Annotated in this window: 24 protein-coding genes; 18 read left to right on the forward strand and 6 right to left on the reverse strand. The window is 69.9% G+C overall.

Going from position 1 to position 25,776, the window contains the following annotated elements:
* Positions 1-9: 9 nt before the first annotated feature.
* A complete protein-coding gene (uvrA, locus tag BM004_RS15305; protein WP_093214541.1) occupies positions 10-3,156 on the reverse strand; it encodes an excinuclease ABC subunit UvrA in 3,147 nt (1,048 codons plus the stop codon).
* Positions 3,157-3,307: 151 nt separating this feature from the next.
* Between uvrA and ssb the strand changes: the two genes are divergently transcribed.
* Entirely contained in the window at positions 3,308-3,889 is a 582-nt protein-coding gene (gene ssb / locus BM004_RS15310; RefSeq protein WP_093214543.1) for a single-stranded DNA-binding protein, read from the forward strand.
* 82 nt (positions 3,890-3,971) lie between these two features.
* Here ssb and BM004_RS15315 read toward each other — a convergent pair whose 3' ends face one another.
* On the reverse strand, positions 3,972-4,370 hold the full coding sequence (locus BM004_RS15315) for a GFA family protein (protein WP_093127443.1): 399 nt from the start codon (positions 4,368-4,370) through the stop codon (positions 3,972-3,974).
* A gap of 13 nt (positions 4,371-4,383) precedes the next feature.
* The gene (locus BM004_RS15320) at positions 4,384-5,097 is read right to left on the reverse strand and encodes a YebC/PmpR family DNA-binding transcriptional regulator (protein ID WP_093214545.1); all 714 of its coding nucleotides are present in this window, start codon (positions 5,095-5,097) and stop codon (positions 4,384-4,386) included.
* Between the two features lie 314 nt (positions 5,098-5,411).
* Here BM004_RS15320 and BM004_RS15325 point away from each other — a divergent pair, with 314 nt between their 5' ends.
* From BM004_RS15325 to BM004_RS15360, 8 genes are read left to right on the forward strand one after another with little or no spacing between them, the layout of a single operon-like run.
* The gene (locus BM004_RS15325; RefSeq protein ID WP_093214548.1) at positions 5,412-6,200 is read left to right on the forward strand and encodes a helix-turn-helix domain-containing protein; all 789 of its coding nucleotides are present in this window, start codon (positions 5,412-5,414) and stop codon (positions 6,198-6,200) included.
* On the forward strand, positions 6,197-6,667 hold the full coding sequence (locus BM004_RS15330) for a hypothetical protein (RefSeq protein ID WP_093127435.1): 471 nt from the start codon (positions 6,197-6,199) through the stop codon (positions 6,665-6,667). Before BM004_RS15325 ends, BM004_RS15330 begins: the two co-directional genes overlap by 4 nt.
* 50 nt (positions 6,668-6,717) lie before the next feature.
* A complete protein-coding gene (locus BM004_RS15335) occupies positions 6,718-8,289 on the forward strand; it encodes an ABC transporter substrate-binding protein (protein ID WP_093214551.1) in 1,572 nt (523 codons plus the stop codon).
* 7 nt (positions 8,290-8,296) lie between these two features.
* Positions 8,297-9,325: an ABC transporter permease gene (locus BM004_RS15340; protein ID WP_093214554.1), complete on the forward strand. Its 1,029-nt coding sequence runs from the start codon at positions 8,297-8,299 to the stop codon at positions 9,323-9,325.
* Positions 9,322-10,218, forward strand: a complete 897-nt coding sequence (nikC, locus tag BM004_RS15345) for a nickel transporter permease (RefSeq protein ID WP_218152697.1) — start codon at positions 9,322-9,324, stop codon at positions 10,216-10,218. Before BM004_RS15340 ends, nikC begins: the two co-directional genes overlap by 4 nt.
* Positions 10,211-11,059, forward strand: a complete 849-nt coding sequence (locus tag BM004_RS15350) for an ABC transporter ATP-binding protein (protein ID WP_093214555.1) — start codon at positions 10,211-10,213, stop codon at positions 11,057-11,059. Before nikC ends, BM004_RS15350 begins: the two co-directional genes overlap by 8 nt.
* Positions 11,049-11,858, forward strand: coding sequence for an ABC transporter ATP-binding protein (locus BM004_RS15355; RefSeq protein WP_093214558.1), 810 nt, complete (start codon positions 11,049-11,051; stop codon positions 11,856-11,858). The genes BM004_RS15350 and BM004_RS15355 overlap by 11 nt, the downstream gene beginning before the upstream one ends.
* Before the next feature lie 13 nt (positions 11,859-11,871).
* The gene (locus BM004_RS15360; RefSeq protein ID WP_093214560.1) at positions 11,872-13,575 is read left to right on the forward strand and encodes a M14 family zinc carboxypeptidase; all 1,704 of its coding nucleotides are present in this window, start codon (positions 11,872-11,874) and stop codon (positions 13,573-13,575) included.
* A 10-nt stretch (positions 13,576-13,585) separates the two neighbouring features.
* Here BM004_RS15360 and BM004_RS15365 read toward each other — a convergent pair whose 3' ends face one another.
* Positions 13,586-14,503: a LysR family transcriptional regulator gene (locus BM004_RS15365; RefSeq protein WP_093127421.1), complete on the reverse strand. Its 918-nt coding sequence runs from the start codon at positions 14,501-14,503 to the stop codon at positions 13,586-13,588.
* Between the two features lie 100 nt (positions 14,504-14,603).
* On the opposite strand from BM004_RS15365, the gene BM004_RS15370 reads away from it, so the two are divergent.
* From BM004_RS15370 to BM004_RS15400, 7 genes are all read left to right on the forward strand, one after another.
* Positions 14,604-16,013, forward strand: coding sequence for an aminotransferase family protein (locus BM004_RS15370; protein WP_093214562.1), 1,410 nt, complete (start codon positions 14,604-14,606; stop codon positions 16,011-16,013).
* Positions 16,014-16,027: 14 nt separating this feature from the next.
* Entirely contained in the window at positions 16,028-18,355 is a 2,328-nt protein-coding gene (locus BM004_RS15375) for a LamG domain-containing protein (protein ID WP_093214565.1), read from the forward strand.
* A gap of 26 nt (positions 18,356-18,381) precedes the next feature.
* The gene (locus BM004_RS15380) at positions 18,382-19,665 is read left to right on the forward strand and encodes an MFS transporter (protein ID WP_093128092.1); all 1,284 of its coding nucleotides are present in this window, start codon (positions 18,382-18,384) and stop codon (positions 19,663-19,665) included.
* A gap of 102 nt (positions 19,666-19,767) precedes the next feature.
* Positions 19,768-20,613, forward strand: coding sequence for an isocitrate lyase/PEP mutase family protein (locus BM004_RS15385; RefSeq protein WP_093214568.1), 846 nt, complete (start codon positions 19,768-19,770; stop codon positions 20,611-20,613).
* 52 nt (positions 20,614-20,665) lie between these two features.
* Positions 20,666-21,412 carry an energy-coupling factor ABC transporter ATP-binding protein gene (locus tag BM004_RS15390; protein ID WP_093214570.1) on the forward strand — a complete coding sequence of 249 codons (747 nt, stop codon included), beginning with the start codon at positions 20,666-20,668 and terminating at the stop codon, positions 21,410-21,412.
* Positions 21,405-21,998: an energy-coupling factor transporter transmembrane component T family protein gene (locus tag BM004_RS15395; RefSeq protein ID WP_093127408.1), complete on the forward strand. Its 594-nt coding sequence runs from the start codon at positions 21,405-21,407 to the stop codon at positions 21,996-21,998. Before BM004_RS15390 ends, BM004_RS15395 begins: the two co-directional genes overlap by 8 nt.
* Before the next feature lie 30 nt (positions 21,999-22,028).
* The gene (locus BM004_RS15400) at positions 22,029-22,619 is read left to right on the forward strand and encodes a biotin transporter BioY (protein ID WP_093214573.1); all 591 of its coding nucleotides are present in this window, start codon (positions 22,029-22,031) and stop codon (positions 22,617-22,619) included.
* A 33-nt stretch (positions 22,620-22,652) separates the two neighbouring features.
* Here BM004_RS15400 and BM004_RS15405 read toward each other — a convergent pair whose 3' ends face one another.
* The gene (locus tag BM004_RS15405; RefSeq protein ID WP_256219908.1) at positions 22,653-23,072 is read right to left on the reverse strand and encodes a DUF6314 family protein; all 420 of its coding nucleotides are present in this window, start codon (positions 23,070-23,072) and stop codon (positions 22,653-22,655) included.
* 336 nt (positions 23,073-23,408) lie between these two features.
* Here BM004_RS15405 and BM004_RS15410 point away from each other — a divergent pair, with 336 nt between their 5' ends.
* Together BM004_RS15410 and BM004_RS15415 are read left to right on the forward strand one after the other, a co-directional pair.
* Positions 23,409-23,789: a helicase SNF2 gene (locus tag BM004_RS15410; RefSeq protein WP_093214578.1), complete on the forward strand. Its 381-nt coding sequence runs from the start codon at positions 23,409-23,411 to the stop codon at positions 23,787-23,789.
* A gap of 144 nt (positions 23,790-23,933) precedes the next feature.
* Positions 23,934-24,551, forward strand: coding sequence for an isochorismatase family protein (locus tag BM004_RS15415; protein WP_256219909.1), 618 nt, complete (start codon positions 23,934-23,936; stop codon positions 24,549-24,551).
* Positions 24,552-24,583: 32 nt separating this feature from the next.
* On the opposite strand, the gene BM004_RS41970 is transcribed toward BM004_RS15415, so the two are convergent.
* On the reverse strand, positions 24,584-25,615 hold the full coding sequence (locus tag BM004_RS41970; RefSeq protein ID WP_256219910.1) for a hypothetical protein: 1,032 nt from the start codon (positions 25,613-25,615) through the stop codon (positions 24,584-24,586).
* Positions 25,616-25,776: the final 161 nt, after the last annotated feature.

Genomic DNA, 25,776 nt, shown 5'->3' on the forward strand with positions numbered 1-25,776 from the left:
GTCGCTCGGTCAGTTCGGCAGCAATCGCTTCAGGTACCGCCCCGTGTGGCTCGCCTCGTTCGCCGCGATGTCTTCCGGCGTGCCTTCGCCCACCACCGTGCCGCCGCCCGCGCCGCCTTCGGGGCCCATGTCGATGAGCCAGTCGGCGGTCTTGATGACGTCCAGGTTGTGCTCGATCACGACGATGGTGTTGCCCGCGTCGCGCAGCTGGTGCAGCACCTTCAGCAGCAGCTCGATGTCGGCAAAGTGCAGGCCGGTGGTCGGCTCGTCGAGGATGTACAGCGTGCGGCCGGTGTCGCGCTTGCTGAGCTCCAGCGCGAGCTTCACGCGCTGCGCTTCGCCGCCCGACAGCGTGGTGGCCGACTGGCCGAGCTTGATGTAGCTCAGGCCCACGTCGAGCAGCGTGCGCAGCTTGCGCTCGATGGTCGGCACGGCCTTCAGGAACTCGTGCGCGGTCTCGACCGTCATCTCCAGGATCTGCGCAATGTTCTTGCCCTTGTAGAGCACCTCGAGCGTCTCGCGGTTGTAGCGCTGGCCGTGGCAGACCTCGCAGGGCACGTACACGTCGGGCAGGAAGTGCATCTCGACCTTCACCACGCCGTCGCCCTGGCAGGCCTCGCAGCGCCCGCCGGCCACGTTGAAGCTGAACCGCCCCGGCCCGTAGCCGCGCTCGCGCGCGGTGTTGGTCTCGGCCATCAGCTCGCGGATGGGCGTGAACAGGCCGGTGTAGGTGGCCGGGTTGCTGCGCGGCGTGCGGCCGATGGGGCTCTGGTCGACGTTGATGACCTTGTCGAAGTACTCGATGCCTTCCACCGACTCGTGCGCGGCCGGCTCGTCGTGCGCGCGGTACAGCGTGCGCGCCACGGCGGTGTAGAGGGTGTCGTTCACCAGCGTCGACTTGCCCGAGCCCGACACGCCGGTCACGCAGGTCAGCAGGCCGACCGGGAAGGCCACGCTCACGTTCTTCAGGTTGTTGCCGGTGGCACCGACCACGCGGATCTCCTGCAGGTCGGTCTGCGTGGCCAGGTGCGCGGCCTCGCGCGCGGCACGGCGTTCGGCGGCGGGGCTCGGCGGGAAGCGCGAGGCCTTCTTGCCTTCGTTGAACGCGGGCTTGCTCACCACCGGCAGCCATGCGGTGCGCCGCCTGGGCACTTCGATCTTGCGCGTGCCGGAAAGGTACTGGCCGGTGAGCGAGTCGGGGTTGGCCGACACCTCGGCGTAGGTGCCCTGCGCCATCACGCGCCCGCCGTGCACGCCGGCGCCGGGGCCCATGTCGATCACATGGTCGGCGGCGTGGATCATGTCCTCGTCGTGCTCGACCACGATCACGCTGTTGCCGATGTCGCGCAGGTGTTTCAGCGTGCCGATCAGGCGGTCGTTGTCGCGCTGGTGCAGGCCGATGCTGGGCTCGTCGAGCACGTACATCACGCCCGTGAGGCCCGAGCCGATCTGCGAGGCCAGGCGGATGCGCTGCGCCTCGCCGCCCGACAGCGTCTCGGCGCTGCGGTCCAGGCTCAGGTAGTTCAGGCCCACGTCGTTCAGGAATTTCAGGCGCAGGCCGATCTCGCGCACCACCTTGTCGGCGATGTCGGCCTTGGCGCCGCGCAGCTGGAGTTTCTGGAACCAGGCCAGCGAGTCGCGCAGCGTGAGGTGGCTCAACTCGAAGATGGCCATGCGCGGCGGTTCGCTGCCGTCGACGGGGCGGCTCGACTCGTCGACCAGGAACACGTTGCGCGCCTCGGGCCGCAGCCGCGAGCCGCCGCAGTCGGGGCAGGGCTGCAGGTTGCGAAAGCGCGCGAGGTCTTCGCGCACCATGACCGAGTCGGTCTCGCGGTAGCGCCGCGCCATGTTCGGGATGATTCCCTCGAAGGGGTGCTTCTTCGTGAGCTTCTTGCCCGCGAAGTTGCCCGACTCCATGACGTAGTTGAACTTGATCTCTTCCGCGGCCGAGCCGTTCAGCAGCACCTGCTGCACCGAGGCCGGCAGCGATTCGAAGGGCGCGTCGACGTCGAACTTGTAGTGCTTCGCGACGCTCTCGATCATGCTGAAGTAGTAGCCGTTGCGGCGGTCCCAGCCCTTGATGGCGCCGCTGGCCAGCGACAGCGACGGAAACGCCACCACGCGCGCCGGGTCGAACACCTCGCGGTGGCCGAGGCCGTCGCAGCTGGGGCAGGCGCCCACGGGCGAGTTGAACGAGAACAGGCGCGGCTCGAGCTCCGACAGCGAGTAGTGGCAGATCGGGCAGGAGAACTTGGCGTTGAACAGGTGTTCCTTGTCCGGAGCGCCCGCAGCGCCATCGGCGCTGCCCTCCGGCTTCGTGCCGAGTTCGAGCGCAATGGCGCGGCCCTCGGCCAGGCGCAGCGCGGCCTCGAAGCTCTCGGCCAGGCGCTGCTGCATGTCGGCGCGCGCGCGCAGGCGGTCGATGACCACGTCGATGTCGTGCTTCTCGGTCTTCTTGAGCTTGGGCAGGTCGTTGTATTCGTAGGTCTGCCCGTCGACGCGAAAGCGCACGTAGCCGGCGGCCTGCATCTCGGCGAAGAGCTCGAGGAACTCGCCCTTCTTCTCGCGCGCCACCGGCGCCAGGATCATCAGGCGCGGCTCGCCGGGCAGCGCCAGCGTGGCGTCGACCATCTGCGAGACCGTCTGCGCCTGCAGCGGCAGGTGGTGCTCGGGGCAGTAGGGCGTGCCGGCGCGCGCGTACAGCAGGCGCAGGTAGTCGTGGATCTCGGTCACCGTGCCCACGGTGGAGCGCGGGTTGTGGCTGGTGGCCTTCTGCTCGATGCTGATGGCGGGCGACAGGCCCTCGATCACGTCGACGTCGGGCTTGTCCATGAGCTGCAGGAACTGCCGCGCATAGGCCGACAGGCTTTCCACGTAGCGGCGCTGCCCCTCGGCATACAGCGTGTCGAAGGCCAGGCTCGACTTGCCCGAGCCCGACAGGCCGGTGATCACCACCAGCTTGTTGCGCGGAATGTCGAGGTCGACGTTCTTCAGGTTGTGGGTGCGCGCACCGCGGATGCTGATGCGCTGCTGCGCCAGCACCGCGCCGAGGTAGGCGTCGCGTTCGCGGTCCGCCTGGTCCTCGCGGGCTGCTGCAGCGGCTTTTTCAATGGATTTTGAATTCAAGGGGGCGATCGTCCGAGGGCAACCGGACATGATAGTCCGCGGCGAATTTCCTGGCGAGGGGGACGGAACCACCGGACGGCATGGCGACGTCGCCGGGCGGCTCGGCCGGAGGGGCGGCATCGGGCACAATCGAGGGTTCGTTTCAACCTCCTCCTTCATCTACTTATCAGGGGCAGTGCATATGGCATCGGTCAATAAAGTCATCGTCGTCGGCAACCTGGGGCGCGACCCCGAAATGCGTACTTTCCCAAGCGGCGACCAGGTCGCGAACGTCACGGTGGCCACCACCGACCGCTGGAAAGACAAGCAAAGCGGCGAAATGCGCGAAGCCACCGAGTGGCACCGCATCGTCTTCAACGGCCGCCTGGCCGAAATCGCCGGCCAGTACCTGCGCAAGGGCTCGCAGGTCTATGTCGAAGGCAGCCTGCGCACGCGCAAGTGGACCGACAAGGACGGCGCGGAAAAGTACACCACCGAAATCCGCGCCGACCAGATGCAGATGCTCGGCAGCCGTTCGGGCCAGGGCGGCCCGTCGGGCGGTCCGGAGGACGATGGCGGCTACTCGCAAGGCGGCGGCGGCGGTTATTCGCAGGGCGGCAATGGTGGCGGTGGTGGCGGTGGCGGTGGTGGTGGTGGTGGTGGTGGCGGCTACGCCCCGCGCGCACCGGCGGCAGCACCCCGCGCGCCGGCACCGGCGCCGCGCCAGGCTCCGGCCAAGTCGTCGTCGGGCTTCGACGACATGGACGACGACATTCCGTTCTGATCGCCAGGCAACCCGGCTCCGGACGCAAGGCCGGCCTCGAAAGAGGCCGGCTTTTTTCATGGAGGCGGGCAAATCAGGGCGTTCAGCCCTCGCCGGCGTGCCCCTGGTACTGCGGCAGGTCGTCCAGGATGGTGAACCACGGCGCCTTCGAGCCCACGAAGATGTGCGCGCTCGGCCGGATCGCGGGGGCATCGACCAGCGTGCCCAGCGTGACGTGCACGAACTGCCCGTCGCGCACCACCGACCAAAGCAGCGAGCCGCATTGCCCGCAATGGATGTCGCCCGCGTCCGGGGTGCCGTAGACCAACAGCCGGTCTTCGCCCTGCGTGATCGCCAGCTTGCCGCGCGCGATGCCCGCGAAGGGCTTGAACGCCGAGCCGGTGGCGCGCCGGCAGTCCGAGCAGTGGCAGTTCAGCGCGTAGGCGAATTCGTCGGCCACCGCGTAGTGGACGGTGCCGCAGAGGCACTTTCCGGCGAGCATGCGGGCGAAAGGCTCAGCCCGCCAGGCCCACGAACACGTTCTGTACGTCGTCGTTCGCGTCGATGGCCGCCAGGAAGGTCTCGACTTCTTCCAGGTCTTCGGCGCTCAGGCTCGCCGGGTCGACCGGGTTCTTGGGCTTGTAGCCCAGCTTGGCCGACAGCACGGTGAAACCCTGCGCCGGCAGCGCGCGGCTCACCAGGTCGAGGTCGGTGGCGTCGGTGAGGAACACCACGGGGTGGTCTTCGGCGGCCGGCTCGAAGTCTTGCGCGCCGGCTTCGATGGCGGCCATTTCGGGGTCGGCGTCGGGGCTGGCGGGTTCGGCCTCGATCATGCCGACGTGGTCGAAGTCCCACGACACCGAGCCCGAGGTGCCCAGCTGGCCCTTGCGGAACAGCACGCGCATTTCAGGCGCGGTGCGGTTCACGTTGTCGGTCAGGCACTCGACCATCACCGGCACGCGGTGCGGCGCGAAGCCTTCGTAGATCACGTGCTCGAAATGCACCGACTCGCCGGTGAGGCCGGCGCCCTTCTTGATGGCGCGGTCCAGCGTTTCCTTGGGCATCGAGACCTTGCGGGCCTGCTCCACCACGAGGCGAAGGCGCGAGTTGCCGGCCGGATCGGCGCCGGCGCGCGCGGCGATCATGATTTCCTTGGCGAGCTTGCCGAACAGCCGGCCCTTGGCATTGGCCGCCAGATCCTTGTGTTTCGCTTTCCATTGGGCGCCCATGGCGTGTTTCCTTGAATGTGTGTTTGTGGCCTGGTCTGGCGCTTGCCTGACCCTTGGCAGAGTCTTCGCAGACTCTTGGCGCAAGGGCTGGATGACCGATCGGGGCGACTACTGTAGCCGCAGCGCAGGTAGGAGGGAATCGGCTGACAAGGCCGCGACAGCCACCGGCTCCTTCGCTGCCGGTACTTTCGGCACGCGCACCCGCCGGCCGCGCCCTTCACGGTCACGAACGGCCACCGGCCGCGCGATTCATTAAAAAGTACCGCTAGAAAAGTAAAACATTTTTACTGAGACTGCTACACTTTTTCATCACCATGAAAAAAACGCAGCCTTCGAAAGAGCCGCAACCCACGAGCGCCGCGCCCGCCGGCCGCGAAACGGGGGTTCTCGCCGACATCGGCGAAGCCCTGCGGGCGCGCCGCCGGCTGCTGCACCTGAGCCTGGCGGAGGTGGCCGAACGCAGCGAGCTCAGCATCGGCTACATCTCGCTGCTGGAGCGCAACCTGGCGTCGCCTTCGCTCACCGCGCTGATGCGCATCGGCGAGGTGCTGGGCCTGGAGCTGGACTACTTCTTCCAGGCGCGCAATGCCGGCGGCCATCACTTTCCGCAGAGCGCTCGCTCGCCGTTCCAGCTGCAGGCGGGCGACATGACCTTCGACCGCGTCAGCGGCCAGTTTCCCGGCAGCGTGGTCAACGGGCTGGTGGTGACGATTCCGGCGGGGCACAAGTCCACGCCCATCACCCACCCCGGCGAAGAGCTGGTCTACATCCTGAGCGGCAGCCTGCGCTACACGCTCGGCGGCCGCGAATTGCAGCTGGACGAGGGCGACTCGGTGCACCTGCCGTCCACCACGCCGCATTGCTGGGAAAACCCCTTCGCCCAGCCCGCCAAGGCGCTGTGGGTCGGTACCGCGCCGCTGTTCAAGGCCGATGGGGACGACCCCCACACCGCGCACGACCTGCAAAGCCATGGCTCCCCCACACGGGTGTCCGGCGCCACGACGCCAGCCAAGGCACAAGCCAAGGCACAAGCCAAGGCACAAGCCAAGGCACCCACCGGGGCCAAGGCCCGACTTTCCAAGAAAAAAGACACCCGAGCATGAACGCAAGCCCTGCGTACGAACACGAAGTCACTTTCGCCGCCGTGAGCGACCTGCTCCAGCAGCGCATCGGCCACAAGCTGCTGACCGTGAGCCGCGTGCTGCCCGACGAGGCCAGCGTCGAGCGGATCTACACCACCCAGCCCGAGGCCTACCCGGTGCACGGCAAGAAGCCGCGCGACCACACCGAGTGGACCGCGTTGATGGAGCGCGGCGAGTGCTTCGTGGCCAGCCAGCCCGAGGACTTCGGCCCGCACTTCTCCGACCTGCCCACGATCGTGCGGCATGGCCTGGGCGCTGTCATCAACATCCCGGTGCTTGACGGCACCCGCATGCTGGGCACCCTGAACCTGCTGGACGCCGCCGGTGCCTACACCGGCCCGGTGCTCGACGCCTGCCTCGAGGCGCGCGGCCTGGCCGCCAGGGGCTTCGTGCTGTACGAGCAATGGCTCGCGCGGCGCGCGGCCTGATTCGCCCGATCCCCTTCCTTGCCTCTTCTCATCCTCACCCGGAGTGAACCTTGAACCCTCGAATTTGCGCGGCAGTTGCAGGCGTCTTCTTCTCGTTGTCCGCGTGGGCCGCCACGCCGAAGGACACGCTGGTGGTGGTCAAGAACATCGATGACATCGTGAGCCTCGACCCCGCCGAGGCCTTCGAGTTCTCCAGCGGCGAGGTGGTGACCAACATCTACGAGCGCCTGGTGCAGTACGACGCCGCGGACCCGACCCAGCTGAAGCCGGGCCTGGCCGCGAGCTGGAAGCCGGCGGCCGACGGCAAGAGCATCGAGTTCACGCTGCGCAAGGGCGCCGCCTTCGAAAGCGGCAACCCGGTGCGCCCGGAGGACGTGGTGTTCTCCTTCAAGCGCGTGCTCAAGCTGAACAAGGCGCCGGCCTTCATCCTGAGCCAGCTGGGCTGGACCGCCGACAACATCGAGCAGATGGCGCGCAAGGGCGCGGCCGACACGCTGGTGCTCGGCTGGAGCGGCGAGTTCGGTCCGGCCTACGTGCTGAGCGTGCTGGCCGCGCGGCCCGGCGCCATCGTCGACGAGAAGCTGGTGCTGGCCAACGAGAAGGCGGGCGACCTGGGCAACCAGTGGCTCAACCGCAACTCCGCCGGCAGCGGCCCGTACAAGCTGAAGCTGTACAAGCCCAAGGAAGTGCTGCTTCTCGAAGCCAACAAGAAGGCCTTCAACCTGCCCAAGACCGCCAACGTGCTGATCAAGAGCGTGGCCGAGTCCGCCACGCAGCGCCTGCTGCTGGAGTCCGGCGACGCCGACATCGCGCGCGACCTCGCGGCCGACCAGCTCGACGCGCTGAAGGCGCGCACCGACGTGCGCATCGAGGACTTCCCCGCGGCCGCCGTGCACTTCATTGCGCTCAACCTCAAGAACGAGAAGCTGCGCAACCCCGCGCTGTGGGAGGCCATGCGCTACCTGGTGGACTACGACGGCATCTCGACGCAGCTGCTCAAGGGCCAGATGCGCACGCACCAGGCCTTCCTGCCGGTGGGCTTCGCGGGTGCGCTGACCACCAACCCCTACAAGGCCGACCCGGAGCGCGCCAAGGCCATCCTCGCCAAGGCCGGCATCGGCGGCCTCGAAATCGACATGGACCTGATCAACACCCAGCGCTTCATGGACATGGCGCAGTCGATGCAGGCCACCATGGCCAAGGCGGGCATCAAGCTCAACCTGCTGCCCGGCACCGGCGCCCAGGTGCTCACCCGTTACCGAGCCCGCAAGCACGAGGCCATCCTGCTGTACTGGGGCCCCGACTTCTTCGACCCGCATTCCAATGCGAAGTCGTTCGCGTACAACGTGGACAACAGCGACAGCGCCTACCAGAGCACCACGACATGGCGCAACGGCTGGCTCATTCCCGATCTGTCGGCCAAGACCATGGCGGCGCTGAAAGAGGTCGATCCGGCCAAGCGCGCCGCGGCCTACCAGGGGCTGCAGCGCGAGGTGCAGGCGAAGTCGCCGTTCATCATCACCTTCCAGGAGCAGAACCGGGTGGCCCTGCGCAGCAACGTCAAGGGCTACGTGCAGGGCACGGTGGCCGACCTGATCAAGTACGACGGCGTCACCAAGTAGCACGGCCATGCGCAAGCGCGTCGCTCCGGTCGCTCCGGCCGCCCTGCTGCGGTCTGGCCTGTCCTTCGTCCTGATGCTGCTGGTGCTGCTGGTCACCTTCCTGATCGGCAAGGCCGCGCCCATCGACCCCGTGCTGCAGGTGGTCGGCGACCGCGCCTCGCCCGAGGCCTACCAGGAGGCCAGGCAGCGCATGGGGCTCGACCGGCCGATCGCCACGCAGTTCGTGCGCTACGTGAGCGACGCGGCGCAGGGCGACCTGGGCCGCTCGACCTCGACGGGACGCCCGGTGCTGGAAGACCTGCGCCAGTACTTTCCGGCCACGCTGGAGCTGGCCACGCTGGGCATCGTGCTGGGCGTGATGTTCGGTGTGCCGCTGGGCATGCTCGCGGCGCACCAGCACAACCGATGGATCGACCAGCTGCTGCGCCTGGTCGGGCTGCTGGGGTATTCGGTGCCGGTGTTCTGGCTCGGGCTGGTGGGCCTGCTGGTCTTCTACGCCAGGCTGGGCTGGGTCGGCGGGCCGGGGCGGCTGGACGACGTGTACCAGTACACGGTCGACAGCTGGAGCAACCTGGTGCTGGTCGACACGCTGCGCGCCGGCAACGCGGAAGCCTTTCGCAACGGGCTGTCGCACCTGCTGCTGCCGGCCGCGCTGCTGGGGTACTTCTCGCTGGCCTACATCTCGCGCATGACGCGGGCGTTCTTTCTCGAAGAGCTGGGCAAGGAGTACGTGATGACGGCGCGCGTGAAGGGCGCGTCGGAGCTGCGGGTGCTGGTGGGCCACGTGCTGCCCAACGTGGCCGCGCCGCTGGTCACCGTGATCGCGCTGTCGTATGCGGTGCTGCTCGAAGGCGCGGTGCTGACCGAGACGGTGTTCTCCTGGCCCGGCATCGGCCTGTACGTGACCAATGCGCTGTTCAGCGCCGACGTGTCGGCCGTGCTCGGCGGCACCCTGCTGGTGGGCCTGTGCTTCGTGGTGCTCAACACCGCGTCCGATGTGTTCGGTTATCTGATGGACCCGAGGGCCAGGTCATGATGCTTCGACAGGATTGGTGGCTCAGCGAGGCGCCCGCGTCGGCCTTTCAGGCGCGCTGCGGGCGCTGGTACCGCATGGGCTTGCGCGCGGTGCGCAGCCCGGCCATGGTGTTCGGCCTGGTCATCCTGGCGGCGATGGTGCTGGCGGCCGTGTTCGCGCCCTGGCTGGCCCCGTTCGATCCCAACGCGCAGAACGTGCAGCAGCGGCTGCTGCCGCCGGGCGCCACGCACTGGCTGGGCACCGACCAGCTCGGGCGCGACCTGCTCAGCCGCGTCATCTACGGCACGCGGCCCACGCTGCTCATCGTGTCGCTGGTGGCGCTGCTGTCGGCGCCGCTGGGGCTGTTGCTGGGCATGTGCGCGGGTTACTTCGGTGGCTGGGTCGACACGGTGCTGATGCGCGTCACCGACATCTTCATGGCGTTCCCGCGGCTGGTGCTGGCGCTCGCGCTCGTGGCCGTGCTGGGGCCGGGCATCGTGAACGCGGTGATCGCCATCGCCATCACCGCATGGCCGGCCTACGCGCGCATTGCGCGCACCGAGACACGCACCGTGCGCGGCAGCGACTTCATCCAGGCCGCCAGGGTGCAGGGCCTGCGCACTTCGCGCATCCTGTTCGGCCACCTGCTGCCGATCTGCCTGCCCTCGACGGTGGTGCGCGTCACGCTGGACATGGCGGGCATCATCCTCACGGCCGCCGGCCTGGGCTTCCTGGGGCTGGGCGCGCAGCCGCCGATGTCGGAGTGGGGCGCCATGATCTCCACCGGGCGGCAGTACATCTTCGACCAGTGGTGGGTGGCGGCCGTGCCCGGCGTGGCCATCCTGCTGGGCAGCCTGGCCTTCAACCTGGTGGGCGACGGCTTGCGCGACGTACTGGACCCGAAAAATGGCTGAGCTGCTCATCGAAGACCTCACGGTGACCTACCCGACAGCCAGCGGGCCGGTCGACGTGGTGAAGTCGCTGTCGTTGCGCATGGGCGCCGAGCGCATCGGCATCGTGGGCGAGTCGGGCTCGGGCAAGTCGATGACGGCGCGCGCGATCCTGGGGCTGGTGCGCTCGCCCGGCCGGTCCACGGCCAGCCGCATGACCTACGACGGCGCCGACCTCACGCGCCAGACGCCCTCGGGCTGGCGCGCCATTCGCGGTCGCCGCATCGCCATGGTGCTGCAGGACCCGAAGTTCTCGCTCAACCCGGTGCTGCGCGTCGGCAAGCAGATTGCCGAGGCGGGCCTGCTGCACGGTGTGTTCAAGCCGGCCCAGGCGCGCGCCCGCGTGCTGGAGATGCTGGAGACCGTGGGGGTGGACCACCCCGAGCGGGTCTACGACGCCTATCCGCACCAGCTCTCGGGTGGCATCGGCCAGCGCGTGATGATCGCCGCGATGATGATGGCCGAGCCCGGCCTGCTCATCGCCGACGAGCCCACCTCGGCGCTCGACGTGATGGTGCGCGGCCAGGTGCTGGAGATGATGGACCGCGAGATCCGCAAGCGCGGCATGGGCCTGCTCATGATCAGCCACGACCTGAAGATGGTGGCGCACTTCTGCGACCGCGTGCTGGTCATGTACCGCGGGCAGGTGGTGGAGTCGTGCGCCGCCAAGGACCTGTTCCAGTCGCAGCACCCCTATACGCGCGGCCTGCTCAACTGCATGCCCACCGGCCAGAACCCGGGCCAGCCGCTGCCCACCATCGACCGGCAACTCATCCAGGACACGGTGGCCCGCCATGCGCAGTGAAACCCCCGCCGCCAACCTGCCGGAGAGCGCCATCCGCTGCCACGGCCTGGATGTGTTCTACGGCCATGGCGCGCAGCGCCACCAGGCGGTCAAGCAGGCCTCGTTCGAGGTGCGCAAGGGCGAGTCCTTCGGCGTGGTCGGCGGCTCCGGCAGCGGCAAGTCGACGCTCCTGCGCGTGCTGGCGGGGCTCGACGGCGACTGGCAGGGAGACGTCGAGGTGCTGGGCCACCGGCGCGCGGCCGGCGTGGCGCCGCAGCGCGAGTACCGGCTGAAGGTGCAGATGATCTTCCAGGACCCGTTCGGCTCCCTGCACCCGCGCCACACCATCGACCGCTGCCTGAGCGAGGCCATGCGCTTCCACGGTTTCGATCGCATCGAGCAGCGCGTGGTGTCCGCGCTCGAGCGCGTCGGGCTGGGCAAGAGCTTTCGCTTCCGGTTTCCCCACCAGCTGAGCGGCGGCCAGCGCCAGCGCGTGGCGATTGCGCGCGCGCTGGTGCTGGAGCCCGAGGTGCTGCTGCTCGACGAGCCCACCTCGGCGCTGGACGCCTCCATCCAGGCCGAGGTGCTGAACCTGCTGATGGAAGTGCGCCGCGACCTGCGCACCACCTTCCTGTTCGTGAGCCACGACCTCGGCGTGATCGCCCACATGTGCGACCGCGTGGCCGTGATGCGCCATGGCGTCGTCGTCGAGACGCTCGCCGCGGCGCAGATCACGGCCGGCCAGGTGGCACACCCCTACACCCGCGAACTGCTGGCGAACTGCTACGCCGCGCAGCCGCCGGACCCTGTCGTTGCGTGAACGGAGCTTCTTCATGACCGCTGAACCTGGCCCCCTGTACCCCACGCCTTTCGAAAGCGGCAACGGCAACCGGACCACCACCTGGGCCGAGTGCGTCGCCTTCTACGAGCGGCTGGCCGAGCGTTTCCCCGGCGTGCTGCGGTGGCACCAGATCGGCGTGTCGGACACCGGCGTGCCGATGCATGCAGGCGTGGTCACCGCAGACGGCGTGTTCGCGCGCGAGGCGCTCCAGCAGCAGGGCCGCCCGGTGTTCTTCAACAACAACGGCATCCACCCCGGCGAGCCCGAGGGCATCGACGCCTGCATGGCGCTGGTGCGCGACTTCTGCACGCAGCCCGAGCGGCTCGCGGCGCTGGGCGACACCGTGTTCCTGTTCATTCCCGTCTACAACGTGGACGGCTGCATCAACCGCCAGGCCACCTCGCGCGTGAACCAGCTCGGGCCCGAGTCGTTCGGCTTTCGCGGCAACGGCCGGCACCTGGACCTGAACCGCGACTTCATCAAGTGCGACAGCCTCGCCGCGCAGGTGTTCAACCGCTTCTTCACCGCGTGGCGCCCCGACGTGATGGTCGACACCCACACCTCGAACGGCGCCGACTACGCCTGCACCATGACGCTGATCCCGACCCAGCCCGACAAGCTGGGCGGCGCGCTGGGCGGCTTCCTGCGCGAGCGCATGTTGCCGGCCATCTATGGCGACATGGACCGGCGCGGCTGGCCCACCTGCCCGTACGTGAACCTGCTGGCCGAGACGCCGGACGACGGCATCGAGGACTTTCTCGACCTGCCGCGCTTTTCCACCGGCTACGCCGCGCTGCACCACACCATCGGCTTCATGCCCGAAACCCACATGCTCAAGCCCTACGCCGACCGCGTGGCCGCCATGCGCACGCTGGTCGAGGTGGTGCTGGACTTCACCGTGGCCCATGCGCCGCGCATCCAGCAGCTGCGACGAGAGGCCCGCGCCGCCGCGGCGCAGCAGGCGCGCTGGCCGCTGACATGGCGCAACGACCACACCCGGCCGGCCAGCCTGCGTTTCAAGGGCTACCAGGCGGTGCGCACGCCCAGCCAGCTCGGCAACTACCAGCGCCTGGCCTACGACCGCAACCAGCCGTGGGAAAAGGACATCGTGCACTTCGACCGCTGCGTGGAAGACGCGACGGTCGCCGCGCCCAGGGCCTACCTGGTGCCCCAGGCGTGGCGCGAAGTGATCGAGCGCCTGCAGTGGAACGGCGTTGACATGCAGCGCCTGGGCGCCGACCGGCTGTTCGATGCGGCGCGGGTGTACCGCGTACAGGCCGTGACGTCGCGCGCGAACGCCTACGAGGGCCACATGTTCCATGACCAGGTGGTGCTGGCGACGCACACCGAGCCCTTCCAGGCATATGCAGGCGACGCGTGGATCCCGCTCGACCAGCCCAACGCCCGCTACGCGGTCGAGACGCTCGAGCCCGAAGCCCACGACAGCTTCTTTCGCTGGGGCTTCTTCAATGGCGTGCTGGAGAAGAAGGAGAACTTCTCCGCCTATGTCTTCGAAGACACCGCGCTGCAGATGCTGCAAGACGAACCCGCGCTGGCGCGACAGTTCGAGCAATGGAAGGCGGCGCACCCCGAGAAGCTGTCCGACCCGCAGGCGGTGCTGGGCTTTCTCTTCGCGCAGGGCCGGCGGCATGCGGAGCCGGGGTGGCGGCGCTATCCGGTGGTGGCGCTGATGTAGCTCGCGCGCTTCACGACGCGGGTTTGAACCCCGGCAGTGCATGCATGCGCGCGCGCAGCGCTTCCACGAACGCCGTGACACGCGCCGGCCGGTACAAGCCCGGCGGCAGCGCGACGTGCACGCCGATCGGCTCCAGCCACCAGTTCGGCAGCACGCGCTTCAAGCGGCCGGCCCGCATGTCGTCGTGGCACATCCACGGCGCGGCGGCGCCGATGCCCGCGCCGTTGAGCACCGCGCGGTAGCTGGCCAACAGGCTGTCGGTGCGGATGGGCGTGTCCAGCGCCACGATGCGCGAGCGACCGCCGCGGTCGATCAGGCGCACGTTGCCCGTCACGTACGGCACCAGGCCCACGCACGGCAATTGCGGCAGCCGGGCCAGCGTGACGGGGCCGGTGCGCTTGAGCAGCGCGGGCGTGGCGATCAGCACCCGCTCCATGTGGCCCAGCGGCCGGCTCACCAGGCCGGGGTCGCGCACCTCGCCCACGCACACCCAGCATTCCGCGCCGGAGGCCGCGAGGTCGACCACGCGATCGGTCAGCGTGAGCTCCACGCGCACCTGCGGATGCGAGGCGCGCAGGTCGGTCACCGCATCGGTCAGGAAGCCGGTGCCATAGCCCGACGGGCCGATCACGCGCAGCGTGCCGTCGGGCTGGCTCTGGCCGCCGCGCAGCCGCTGCGACAGGCCCGACCAGCGGTCGGTCAGGTCGTGTGCCTCGGCCAGCAGCGAGCGGCCCTCGTCGGTGAGCGAGAAGTTGGCGGTGTTGCGAATGGCCAGCTTGCAGCCCAGCAGGCGCTCCAGCTCGAGCAGGCGGCGGCTCACCGTGGGCTGCGTGGTGCCGAGCAGGCGCGCGGCCCTGCTGAGCGAGCCGCTCTCGCCGATCTTGATGAAGGTGTCGAGCAGGTCGAGCCGGTCGTGGGTGTTCTTCATGCGCCAGACGTATAGCACTTCATCGCTCCATACGTCTACCCATGTCGGCGGCGTCTGCCTATCGTCGGGCCGTTCAAGACATGCGACTGGAAATTCCCCGATGAGCACCACGATCGAAGACACCCCCCGCACCGTGGGCGACACGCCCCAGGGCGGCTCCGTGCTCGGCTTCTATGCCGCCAAGGGCACGCCCCGGCCGCCGCGGATCGCGCGCGGCGAAGGCCTCTACCTGTGGGACGCCAGCGGGCGCCGCTACCTCGACGCCACGGCCGGCGCGGTGGTGGCCAACATCGGCCATGGCAACCCGCGGGTGCTGGCGGCCATGCAGGCACAGGCCGCGCAGGTGACCTTCGCCTACCCGCGCTTCTTCGAGAGCGAGCACAGCATCGCGCTGGCCGACCGCGTGTGCAAGCTGGCGGGCGAAGGCTTCGAGCGCGCCTTCTTCGTCTCGGGCGGTTCGGAGGCCAACGAGTCGGCGCTGAAGCTGGCGCGGCAGTACGCGGTGGTCATGGGCCAGCCGCGGCGTGCCAAGGTCATCTCGCGCAACCCCAGCTACCACGGCTCCACGCTCGGCGCGCTGGCCGTGACGGGCGACGCGCACACGCAAGCCATCTACGGCGCCATGGTGCGCGAGATGCCGAAGGTGCCCGCGCCGCTGTCGTACCGCGTACCCGACGGCCACACGGTGGAGTCGCACGCCATGGCCTGCGCCGACGCGCTGGAGGCCACCATCGTGCGCGAAGGGCCCGACACCGTGCTGGCCTTCATCCTGGAGCCCATCGGGGGGTTGTCGACCGGCGCGGTGGTGACGGGCGCGGCGTACTTCGAGCGCGTGCGCCAGATCTGCGACCGCTACGGCGTGCTGCTGATCTACGACGAGATCATGAGCGGCGCGGGCCGTACCGGCGCCTTTCTGGCCGCGCACCACTGGGCCGGCGCGCGGCCCGACTTCGTCACGCTGGCCAAGGGCCTGGCGGCGGGCTACACGCCGCTGGGTGCGCTGCTGGTGCCCGATCGCATCGTGGACGCCATTGCCAGCAGCGGCGGCTTCGTGCACGGCCACACCTACTTCACGAATCCGCTGTCGTGCGCGGTGGCCAACGCGGTGGTCGGCGAGGTGATCCGGCTGGACCTGGTGAACCGCGCGCGCGACATGGGCGAGCTGCTGATGGCGCGCCTGCGGGAGGTGGCCGAGCGTTCGCCCATCGTGGGCGACGTGCGCGGCAAGGGGCTCTTCACCGCCATCGAGATCGTGGCCGACAAGGCCACCAGGCGGCAGCTGCCGGCCAGCTTCAATGCGCCGGCGCGGCTCACCGCGCACGGGCTGAAGCACGGCATTGCGCTGTACAACCGGCGCGCCAACCTGGGTGCTTTCGGCGACTTCCAGATGATCACGCCGCCGCTGACCATCACGCCCGATGAAATCGACGAGCTGGTGGACCTGCTCGAGCGCTCGCTGCGCGACCTGGCCGACGAGATCGCGCCCAGCGGACTGGCCGTTTCGGCGTGACGAGGGCCGTGCCGATGCCTGGGACACTCGCGCCCCACCGCAGCCTGCACGTGCCCGGCGTGCACGGCTACACCGACCGCAAGAGCGTCGCCGCCGGCGAGGTGGTGCGCTTCCACCTGAGCCACGACGTGCCCTGCACGCTCTCGGTGTGCCGGCTGGGCCCCGACGTCGAAGGCCGCACCGCCGACACGGTGCTGCATGCCTTCGAGCCGTCGTCGGCGCGCGTGCAGCCGATCCACCCCGGTTCCTACGTGCGCGTGGCGCGCGGCCTCGACCAGCCGCTGCGCGCGCTCACGCTGGAGTGCTGGGTGCAGGTCTGGAGCGTGGGCACGCAGCAAAGCGTGATCGGGCAGTACGACCTGCCCGGTGCGTGCGGCTACGGACTCTTCATCGACGAGGCCGGGCGCACGGTGTTCTATCTGGGCGACGGCGGCGCGTTCGATGTGCGCGGCCAGCTCATGGGCGGCGCGCTGCGGCCCAAGCGGTGGCACCACGTCGTTGCCACGTGGGACGGCGAAGACACCGCGTTGTGGATCGACGGCGAGGCGGTCGCGCGCGGCCGGTGGCGCGGCCCGCTGCACCCGGGCCGGGCACCGTTGCGCCTGGGCAGCAGCGGCATCGACGGCCTGGCCGATGCGTTTCTCGAGGGCGACATCGTCATGCCCGCGATCTATTCGCAGGCGCTGCAGCCCGACGAGGTGCGCTCGCGCTTCGCCGACCGCGGCCTGCACACGCCGCGCGGGCGCACGGTGCTGGCCTGCTGGCCGCTGCGCGAGGAGCGCGGCGACACGGTGGCCGACGCCAGCGGCCACCAGCGCACCGGCTGCATCGTCAACCACGGCACCTGGATGATCGTCGGCCCGGCCTTCGAGCCGCGGCGGGTGAACGAGTTCTCCGACAACGGCTACGACCCGCTGGCCGACCCCACGCGCGGCCACGGCCTGCGGCTGGCGAGCGACGACCTCTACGACTGCCGCTGGCCCGAGAGTCACGCCTTTCGCATTCCCGCGAACGCGAAGTCCGGCGTGTACGTGGGCCGCGTGCACTTCCTGCTCGACGGGCGGCCCGCCGTGTACGACATCACCTTCATCGTGCGCCGCGCCGCGCACCAGGCGCCCGCGCCGGTGCTGGTGCTGTGCGCCACCAACAGCTGGCTGGCCTATGCGAGCACGCCCTTCGCGAAGAACACCGCGAGCGATCCGGTCTGGCCGCGGCGCTCGGCCGGCCTGGAAAACAGCCACCCCGAGGCGCCGGCGTACAGCAGCTACACCTATCACCGCGGCGGCCAGCCGAGCTACCAGGTCGGCCTGCGCATGCCCTGGCCCAACGCCAGTCCGGACGCGCTGTACGACCCGGCCGATGCGGGCTTTTGCCAGTGGACCCGGCTGGAGCGCCGACTGCACGTGTGGCTCGAACAGGCCGGCTACGACTACGACGTGGTGAGCGACCTCGACCTGCACCGCGACCCGGGCCTGCTGAAGGCCTACAAGACGGTGATGGTCAACGGCCACAGCGAGTACTGGTCGTTGCCCGCCTGCGACGGCCTGGACGACTACCTGTGCGACGGCGGCACGGCCATCGTTCTGTCGGGCAACACCATGTACCTGCGCGTGAGCTACGACGAGGCGTGCACGGTGATGGAGCAGCGCAAGGTGCTCGGCCCGAACGACGTGGACAGCGAGGAGGCCGCCCAGGTCCGCCCGCCTGCCGGGCCCTACGGCGAGCAATACCACGCGCAGGACTGGGCGCGCGGCGGCCAGTTCCGGCAGGCCGGGCGCTCCTGCGCGGAGCTCATCGGGCTGGAGTCGGCGGGCTGGGCCTTTGCCGACGGCAGCGACTTCGGCGTGTACCACGCCACGCAGCCGCAACACTTCCTGTTCACGCAGCCGCACGCGCTGGGGCTGGCCGAGGGCGACACCTTCGGCCACGCGCCGGGCGGCGGCCTGCCGCGCGCCATTGGCCACGAGTGGGACCTGAGCGTGGCCACGCTGCGCCGCATGACGCATGCGTTGCCGGCCGGCGAACAGCTGCCCGCGCCGCAGCAGGGCATCCAGGTGATCGCGCAGGGGCGGCGGCTGCAGCCGGGCCGCCTCGATGCGTACCTGGACTACTTCTCCAACGTGACCGAGTCGCTCGACGGGCTCTCGGCCGAGATGATCTATTGGGAGCGCCCGCGGGGCGGCCGCGTGTTCAACGCCGGTGCCGTCGGTGCGAGCTGGGTGCTCGGTGTCGATCCCTGTTTCGAAGGGGTGCTGCGCAACGTGCTGCATCACTTCGGCGTCCGCCCCGCGACGGGCGCGGGCCATCCGGTTCAACCATCCCTGGAGCACGCAGCACCATGAGCACACTCGCCCCGCGCACCCGCGCCATGTCAAACCCCGCCGAGCTTGCCGAGCCCGCCGAACCCGCGGCCAGGCAGAGCACGCTGCGCGTCATCACCGCCATCTCCATCGGCAATGCGCTGGAGTGGTTCGAGATCGTCATCTACGGCTTTCTGGCCGTGACCATCGCCAAGCTGTTCTTTCCCGCCGAGAACGAGAGCGTGTCGCTGCTCATCACGCTGGGCACCTTCGGCGTGACCTTCGTGATGCGTCCGGTCGGCTCGCTGGTGCTCGGCGCGTACGCCGACGCCAAGGGGCGCAAGAACGCGCTGACGCTGTCGATGGCGATCATGCTGTGCGGCACGCTGCTCATCGCGGTGTCGCCGACCTTCTCGCAGATCGGGCTGTGGGCGCCGGGGCTGGTCATTCTCGCGCGGCTGCTGCAGGGCTTCGCAGCCGGCGGCGAGTTCGGCAGCGCCACCGCGCTGCTGGCCGAGCAGGACCCGCGCCGGCGCGGCTTCTTCGCGAGCTGGCAGTTTGCGAGCCAGGGCATCACCACTTTCCTGGCGGCGGGCTTCGGCATGGGACTGAACGCGCTGCTCACGCCCGAGCAACTGCTGGCGTGGGGCTGGCGCATTCCGTTCTTCTTCGGCCTGCTGATCGGGCCCGCGGGCCTGTACATCCGCCGCCACCTGGACGAGGGCCTGGAGTTCAAGCGCGCGGCGCAGGAGGCCTCGCCGGTGCGCACCACGCTGGTCGACCAGCGCGGGCGCACGCTGGCGGCCATGGGGCTCATCATTCTGGCGACCGTGGTGGCCTACACGGGGCTCTTCATGCCGACCTTCGCGGTGCGGCAGCTGGGCCTGCCGGCGTCGATGGCCTTCGCGGGCACCTTCTGGTTCGGCGTGCTGCAGTTCGCGCTGGTGCCGATGTTCGGCAGCCTGTCGGACCGGGTGGGACGCGTGGTCGTCATGCGCAATGCCGCGCTGGCCATGGGGGTGATGATCGTGCCGCTGTTCTACCTGCTGGTGAACCATCCGTCGGTGCCGGCGCTGATGCTGGCGCTCACCGCCATGGGCGTGGTTGCGTCGGCGTATTGGGGTCCGATCTCGGCGGCGATGTCGGAGCTGTTCCCTGCGGCCACGCGCGGCACCGGGCTGTCGGTGAGCTACAGCTTCGGCGTGGCGATCTTCGGCGGCTTCGCGCCCTTCATCAGTGCCTGGCTCATCACGGCCACGGGCAGCAAGATCGCACCATCGTTCTACGTGGCTTTCGGCGTGCTGGTGAGCCTGGTGGCGCTGCGGGCGGCCCGGCGCTACGGCGTGAAGTGAGCGCGCGGCGCCCGACGGCGCGGACCGCAATTTTTTCCAAGTCCGAGCGGCGCGTCGTGGTTACCCTGCGGTCATTGCCCAACTTCCCCGGAACGAACGACCATGCGAGCCAGCGACGCGCAACGCCACACCGAAACCTTCCACCGCCTGCACGCGGGCCCCGGGCCGCTGGTGCTCGTGAACGCATGGGACGCCGTGAGCGCCCGCGTCGTCGAGCGTGCCGGGGCCACGGCCATCGGCACCACCAGCGCGGGCATGGCCTGGTCGCTCGGCTACGCGGACGGCGAACGCATGCCCGCCAGTGAACTGCTGGCGGCCTGCGCGCGCATCTGCCGCGTGGCGCGCGTGCCGGTGAGCGTGGACATAGAGCGCGGCTTCGGCGACAGCACGCAGGCCGTGGCCGAGTTGGCGGGCGCGCTGATCGGCATGGGCGTGGCGGGCATCAACATCGAGGACGGCTCGGTGCCGGGTGCATCGGGCACGGCGGAACTGGCGCCGCCGGAGGTACTGTGCGAGCGCATCGCCGCCATCCGAAAGCTGGACGCGCGCTTCTTCATCAACGCGCGCACCGACGCCTACTTCGTGCCCTGGGACGACCCGGCGGCGCGTTTCGAGGAGGCACGGCGCCGCGCGCGGCTCTATGCGGCGGCGGGCGCGGACGGCATCTTCGTGCCGGGCATGTCCAGCCCCGATGAAATCGCGAAGCTGGCGGGCGCGGTGAAGCTGCCGCTGAACGTGTACGCGGGCTATGCCGGCGCGCCGCCGGCCGAGGCGCTCGCGCGCGCCGGTGCGCGGCGCATCAGCCTGGGCTGCGGGCCGCTGCAGTCGGCGCTGGGGCTGGCCGGGCGCATTGCCGCCGAGGCCTTCGCGCACGGGCGCTTCGGCACCATGGGCGAGGGCATGCTGTCGGTCGGCGAGCTCAACGGGCTGTTTGCCGCCGTCCCATGAACCCCGTGGGGCCCCGTGGGCCCCGGGCGCCTTCGGGTACAGTGGCGACCCCTTGCCGCAGCCGACCCCGACAGCCCCCAGCGCCCCCCGCAGCATTCGCCTCGAGGCGGTGACGCTCGTGCGCGGCAGCCGGCCGGTGTTCGAGGGCCTGACGCTCGAGCTGCGGGAATCGCGCATCGGGCTGGTCGGCGACAACGGCGCGGGCAAGAGCAGCCTGTTCCGGCTGATCAGCGGGCTCGACCAGCCGGCGCAGGGGCGCGTCACGGTGCACGGCTGCGACACACAGACCGACCGCAGGCAGCTGTCGCAGCACGTCGGGCTGATGTTCCAGAACCCCGACGACCAGATCATCTTTCCCACGGTGGCCGAGGAACTGGCCTTCAGCCTCACGGCGCGCGGCGAGACGCGGCAGGCCGCGCGGCGGCAGGCGCGCGACTTCCTCGCGCAGCGCGGGCTCGAGGCCTGGGCCGGGCGCGCGGTGGGCGAACTGAGCCAGGGCCAGAGGCAGCAGGTGTGCCTGCTGGCGCTGCAGATCAGCCGGCCCGCCACGCTGCTGCTCGACGAGCCCTTTGCCAGTCTCGACCTGCTGAGCCAGGCGCGGCTGGCGGCGCAGCTCGACGCGACCGACCAGCAGATCGTCGTGTCCACCCACCTGCTCGAGCACGTGTACGACTTCGAGCGCGTGCTGTGGCTCGAACAGGGCCGCGTGCGCGCCGACGGGCCGGGCCGCGAGGTGTGCGAGGCCTATTCGGAAAACGTGCGCGAGCGCGCGGCCGCGGAGCGGGGCGCGCATGCGTAGCCTCTATTCGGAGCAGCCGACGTGGATGCACGCGATGGCCGCGTGGCTGAAGCTCGCGGTGCTGTCGGTGTGCGGCACGCTGCTGGTGCTGGTCGAGCGGCCCGCGTACCTGGGCGCGGCCTGCGCGGCGGTGCTGCTGCTGTTCGCGTCGCTCGGGCCGCCCGCGTGGCGGCGCGTGCGCATGCTGCTGGGCGTGGCCGTCGCCGGCGGGCTGATCGTCGGCTTTCATTGGGCGATGGGCACCACGCCGCTGGGCGTGGCGAGCGCGCTGCGCCTGGGCAGCGCGGCCACGCTCGCGCTGATGCTCACGCTGACCACGCGCTTCGAGGACCTGCTGGCGGTGCTCGAGGCCGTGCTGCACCCGCTGCAGCGCTTCGGCGTGCCGACCGAGCGGATCGCGCTCGGCCTTGGCCTGATGCTGCGCTTCGCCGAGAATTTCTATGTGCAGTGGCAGCGCCTGGACGACGCCTACCGCGCGCGCACGGGCCACGGCGGCGGGCTGCGGCTGCTGGCGCCGCTGACCATCCGCACGCTGCAGACGGCCGAGCGCGTGGCCGATGCGCTGGCCGCGCGGCTGGGCCGCTGACTTTCCGACTTCTTCTCGATTGCGAACGCCATGACCACCACCGGCTCCCTCACCTCGTCCCGTTCCCTGTCGTACATCGCGTTGTTCGCGGCGCTGATGGCGGTGTTCGGCCTGATCCCCAAGATCGACCTGCCGTTCGGCGTGCCGATCACGCTGCAGTCGCTGGGCGTGATGCTGGCGGGCTGCCTGCTCGGGCCGCGCCGCGGGTTCCTGGCCATCGCGCTGTTCCTGCTGGCCGTGGCGCTGGGCCTGCCGTTGCTGCCGGGCGGCCGCGGCGGGCTCAGCGTGTTCGTGGGGCCGACCTCGGGCTTCCTGTTCGGCTGGATGTTCGGTGCCTTCGCCTGCGGCCTGCTGATGCGCCTCGCAATGCGCCGCATGGCCGGCGCCACGGGCCTGCCGCTGCTGGCGGCGGCCTTCGCGGCTTCGGCGGTCGGCGGCATCCTCGTGGTCTACGCCTTCGGCATCGCCGGGCTCTCGTGGATCGCCCACATGTCGCTGTCGCAGGCCGCGCTGGCCATGCTGGTGTTCATTCCGGGCGACCTGATCAAGTGCGGCATCTGCGCGATGCTCGTGCAGACGGTGATGCGCGGCATGCCGGCCTGGCGGCTGGACCGCGACTGACGCGGCCGCCGCGATTGAATTCCCGGCTACCCGCTACCCCTCGCGCCGCCTGAAGACGGTGGCCGACAGGTAGTCCTTGCGCGGGCCGTGCACCGTGTGGCGGATGACGAAGCCGCCGTCCGCCAGGAAGCGGTAGCTGCTGTCGTAGGTGTCGGGCGTGCACAGGTGCGTGGCCGACCCGGCGAGCGCATCACCGTCGCGCACTATTGCAATGGCGTGGAACAGGCGCGGCGGCGTTTCGGCGAAGTGCACGCTGAAGCCGCCCGGCGCGCGCTCGAACAGGTACTCCCGGTGCCCGTCGAACTCCTTGCCGTCGGCCAGCCGGATGCGGCCTTCCTCGCGGTACTTCAGCCAGCCCGGCGCCAGCGGCGTGAACACGGCGGTGCCGGTCATGGCGGCCTGGCCTTCGATGGTGCGCTCCAGCGTCCATGCGCCTTCCAGCCGGTCGAACACGGTGTCCGGGGCGCCCCACGGGGCTTGGGAAGTGGGGGCAGAAGCAGAGGGGGAGGAGGCCGGCGCGTGCATGCCGGCGACTCTACGGCAAGGCGCCAAACGCCTCCTGGATCAGGTGATTGTTTCCATTGTGTGAACAGCGTGGTTCGTTTGCATAAGGGTTTTTACTTAGAGATCGGCGCACAATTCATTTCACGGACCAACCACCCAGTCGATCCGAGAGAACAGGGCCCCGAGCGAGGTGGCCGCCCCCCGGAGGGACGGTGACCCACCCAAGACCCGTTCGAAATCATCCAAGTGCAAAAAGAACTGACCGAACGAACAAAGGACAACCAAATGACCGCCTCGAAGCTCCTCTCCGCCATCTCCATCGCTCTGCTCGCCGCTGCCGGCGCTGCCCATGCCGAAACGTATGACGGCGTGCATCAACTGACCTCGGCCGCCAGCCGCGCCGACGTCGCCAGCCAGGCCGTCGTGGCCGCCCACAGCGCGAACCCCTATGCCACCGGTGCCAACGCCGGCCCGGCGCCCGTGTTCGTGTCGACGGCCAACCGCGCCGCGATCCGCGCCGAAGCCGTTGCCGCTGCCCATTCCGCCGACCCGTATGCCGACGGCGCTTCTTCCGGTGTCGCACCGGTCGTGGCCAGCTCGGTGGACCGCGCCGCGGTGCGCGCCGCAGCCCGTGCTGCAGCCCACGGCGACAACCTGCCGCTGTAAACCTGCCGCTGTCATCTGCGACAGCGTCCCGGCAAGGGAAAAGACAGAAGCCGGGCCATGCAATTGCATGGCCCGGCTTTTTTCTGGGCCGCGGGGCGCCCGCCACCGCGTGCGCTCATGGCCGCCTCATACGCCCTCACTACCATGGCCCGGATGCAATCGCTCGACCTGAACCCCCGCCATACCGCCCTCATTTCCATCGACCTCCAGCACAGCAATGTGGGCCGGGCGCTCGCGCCGCACACCGCCGCCGACGTGGTGCAGCGGAGCCAGCGCATCGCCGACGCCTTGCGCGCGGCGGGCGGCACGGTCGTGTGGGTGCGCGTGGACGTGACCGCGCTGCTGAGCCTGCCGGCCGACGCCTCCATCGGCCGGCCACCCGGATCGCCCGTGCCGCCGCCCGAGTTCTCGGAACTGGTGCCCGAGCTGCAGGTGCAGGCCGGCGACGTTCGGATCACCAAGCGCCAGTGGGGCGCCTTCTATGGCACCGACCTCGACCAGCAACTGCGCCGCCGCGGCATCCGCACGCTGGCGATGAGCGGCATCGCGACCAACTTCGGCGTCGAGTCGACCGCGCGCGCGGCCTTCGACCGGGGCTACGAGCTGGTGTTCGTGGAAGACGCGATGACCTCGCTGGCCGCCGAGCCGCATGTGTTCGCGAACACGCAGGTGTTCCCGCGCATGGGCCGGGTGCGGTCGGCGCAGGTGCTGCTGGCCGCCATCGCCGCCGGTGCAGCCGAAGCGCCGGGCGCGGCGCGCTGACGCTGAGCCGGGCGCGGCGCGCTGACGCTGAATCAGCGCGAGGGCAATTCCCGCAGCGCGGCCACGAGGAACGGCGGGCCGTCCGGTGCCGCCGCGTCGTGCAGCGCGACGAACCATTGCGACGGGCCTTCGAGCGCCGGGCCCGCGCGCAGCGTCCACGCATAGACGCACCTGTCTTCGCGGGCGTCCTCGCACAGTGCGGTGGTTTCGTCGCGGCACTCGTCCACCAGCACCGCGCGCCCGTCGGCCTCCTGGCGGATCGCGCGCTGCATCAGCCGCGCGACGATGCGTTCCGGCGCCACGCTGCGTTCGCCGTCCTGCGCGGGCGGCACCGTCGCGCGCAGGCGCTGGTCCAGCGGGGCGTCCGCGCGAAAGCCTTCGCCGCGCTCCAGCGAGATGTTCGCAAGCGCCACCCGCACGCGGCGGCGCTCGCGCAGCGTCGTGACGACGAACACCACCATCGACACCGAGAACACGCCGAAGAACGGCAACCCCACCAGCAGCCACAGCCATTGCCAGCCGCCGCGCAGCGACCACGTGATGGCCTGGAAGCCGAACACCGCCATGAAGGCCAGCACTGCGCCTGCGAGCAGCCACCCGATCCAGCCGGAGACCGACTTCTTCACACGCTCGGTGGCCTGCGGCGCGCCGGAGGTCCATTCGGTGGGCAGGCGCTCTTCGAAGGGCGGCAGCCCGGCCGCGCGCGGGTCCGGCCAGGGTGACCAGGAATCGGTGGGTGTGGCGGGTGTGGCGGGTGTTGCAGGCGCGGCATCCCCGAGCGCAATCCATTGCAGGTCGGTCCATGTCGGCGCGTAAGCGGTGGCGGTCTCCTCGCCCTCCACGCGCAGCGCGGGGGCGGCCATGCCGTCGGGCGGTGCGTCGTCGAACGCGCGCACATGCACGCCGGGCGCGCGATGCATGCGCCGTGAGACGAGATCGACGATCACCGTGTCGGTGCCCACCATCGCCGCCTGGTAGCGGCCGTCGGAAGATGCGTGCGCCGGGCCCGGCGGGTGCCCGAGCACGTGGGCGATCAGATCGAGGGAAGGGTGGCGCTGCGGCATGAAGAGCCGCCGAGCATAGCTTCGCCAAAAGGCGCATTGCCTTGCCTCGGCGCGTCCTTCATGATGGCGCGGCCCGCAAGTGATGGTTGTGGGGTGACTGCGGGGCCGGCTGCGAGGGTTCCCGCAAGACCGCATGCTTTCGCATTAATGCGCCATCCTGG

Origin of the sequence: Variovorax sp. OK212 (assembly GCF_900112425.1) — a bacterium.
GTDB lineage: Bacteria > Pseudomonadota > Gammaproteobacteria > Burkholderiales > Burkholderiaceae_C > Variovorax.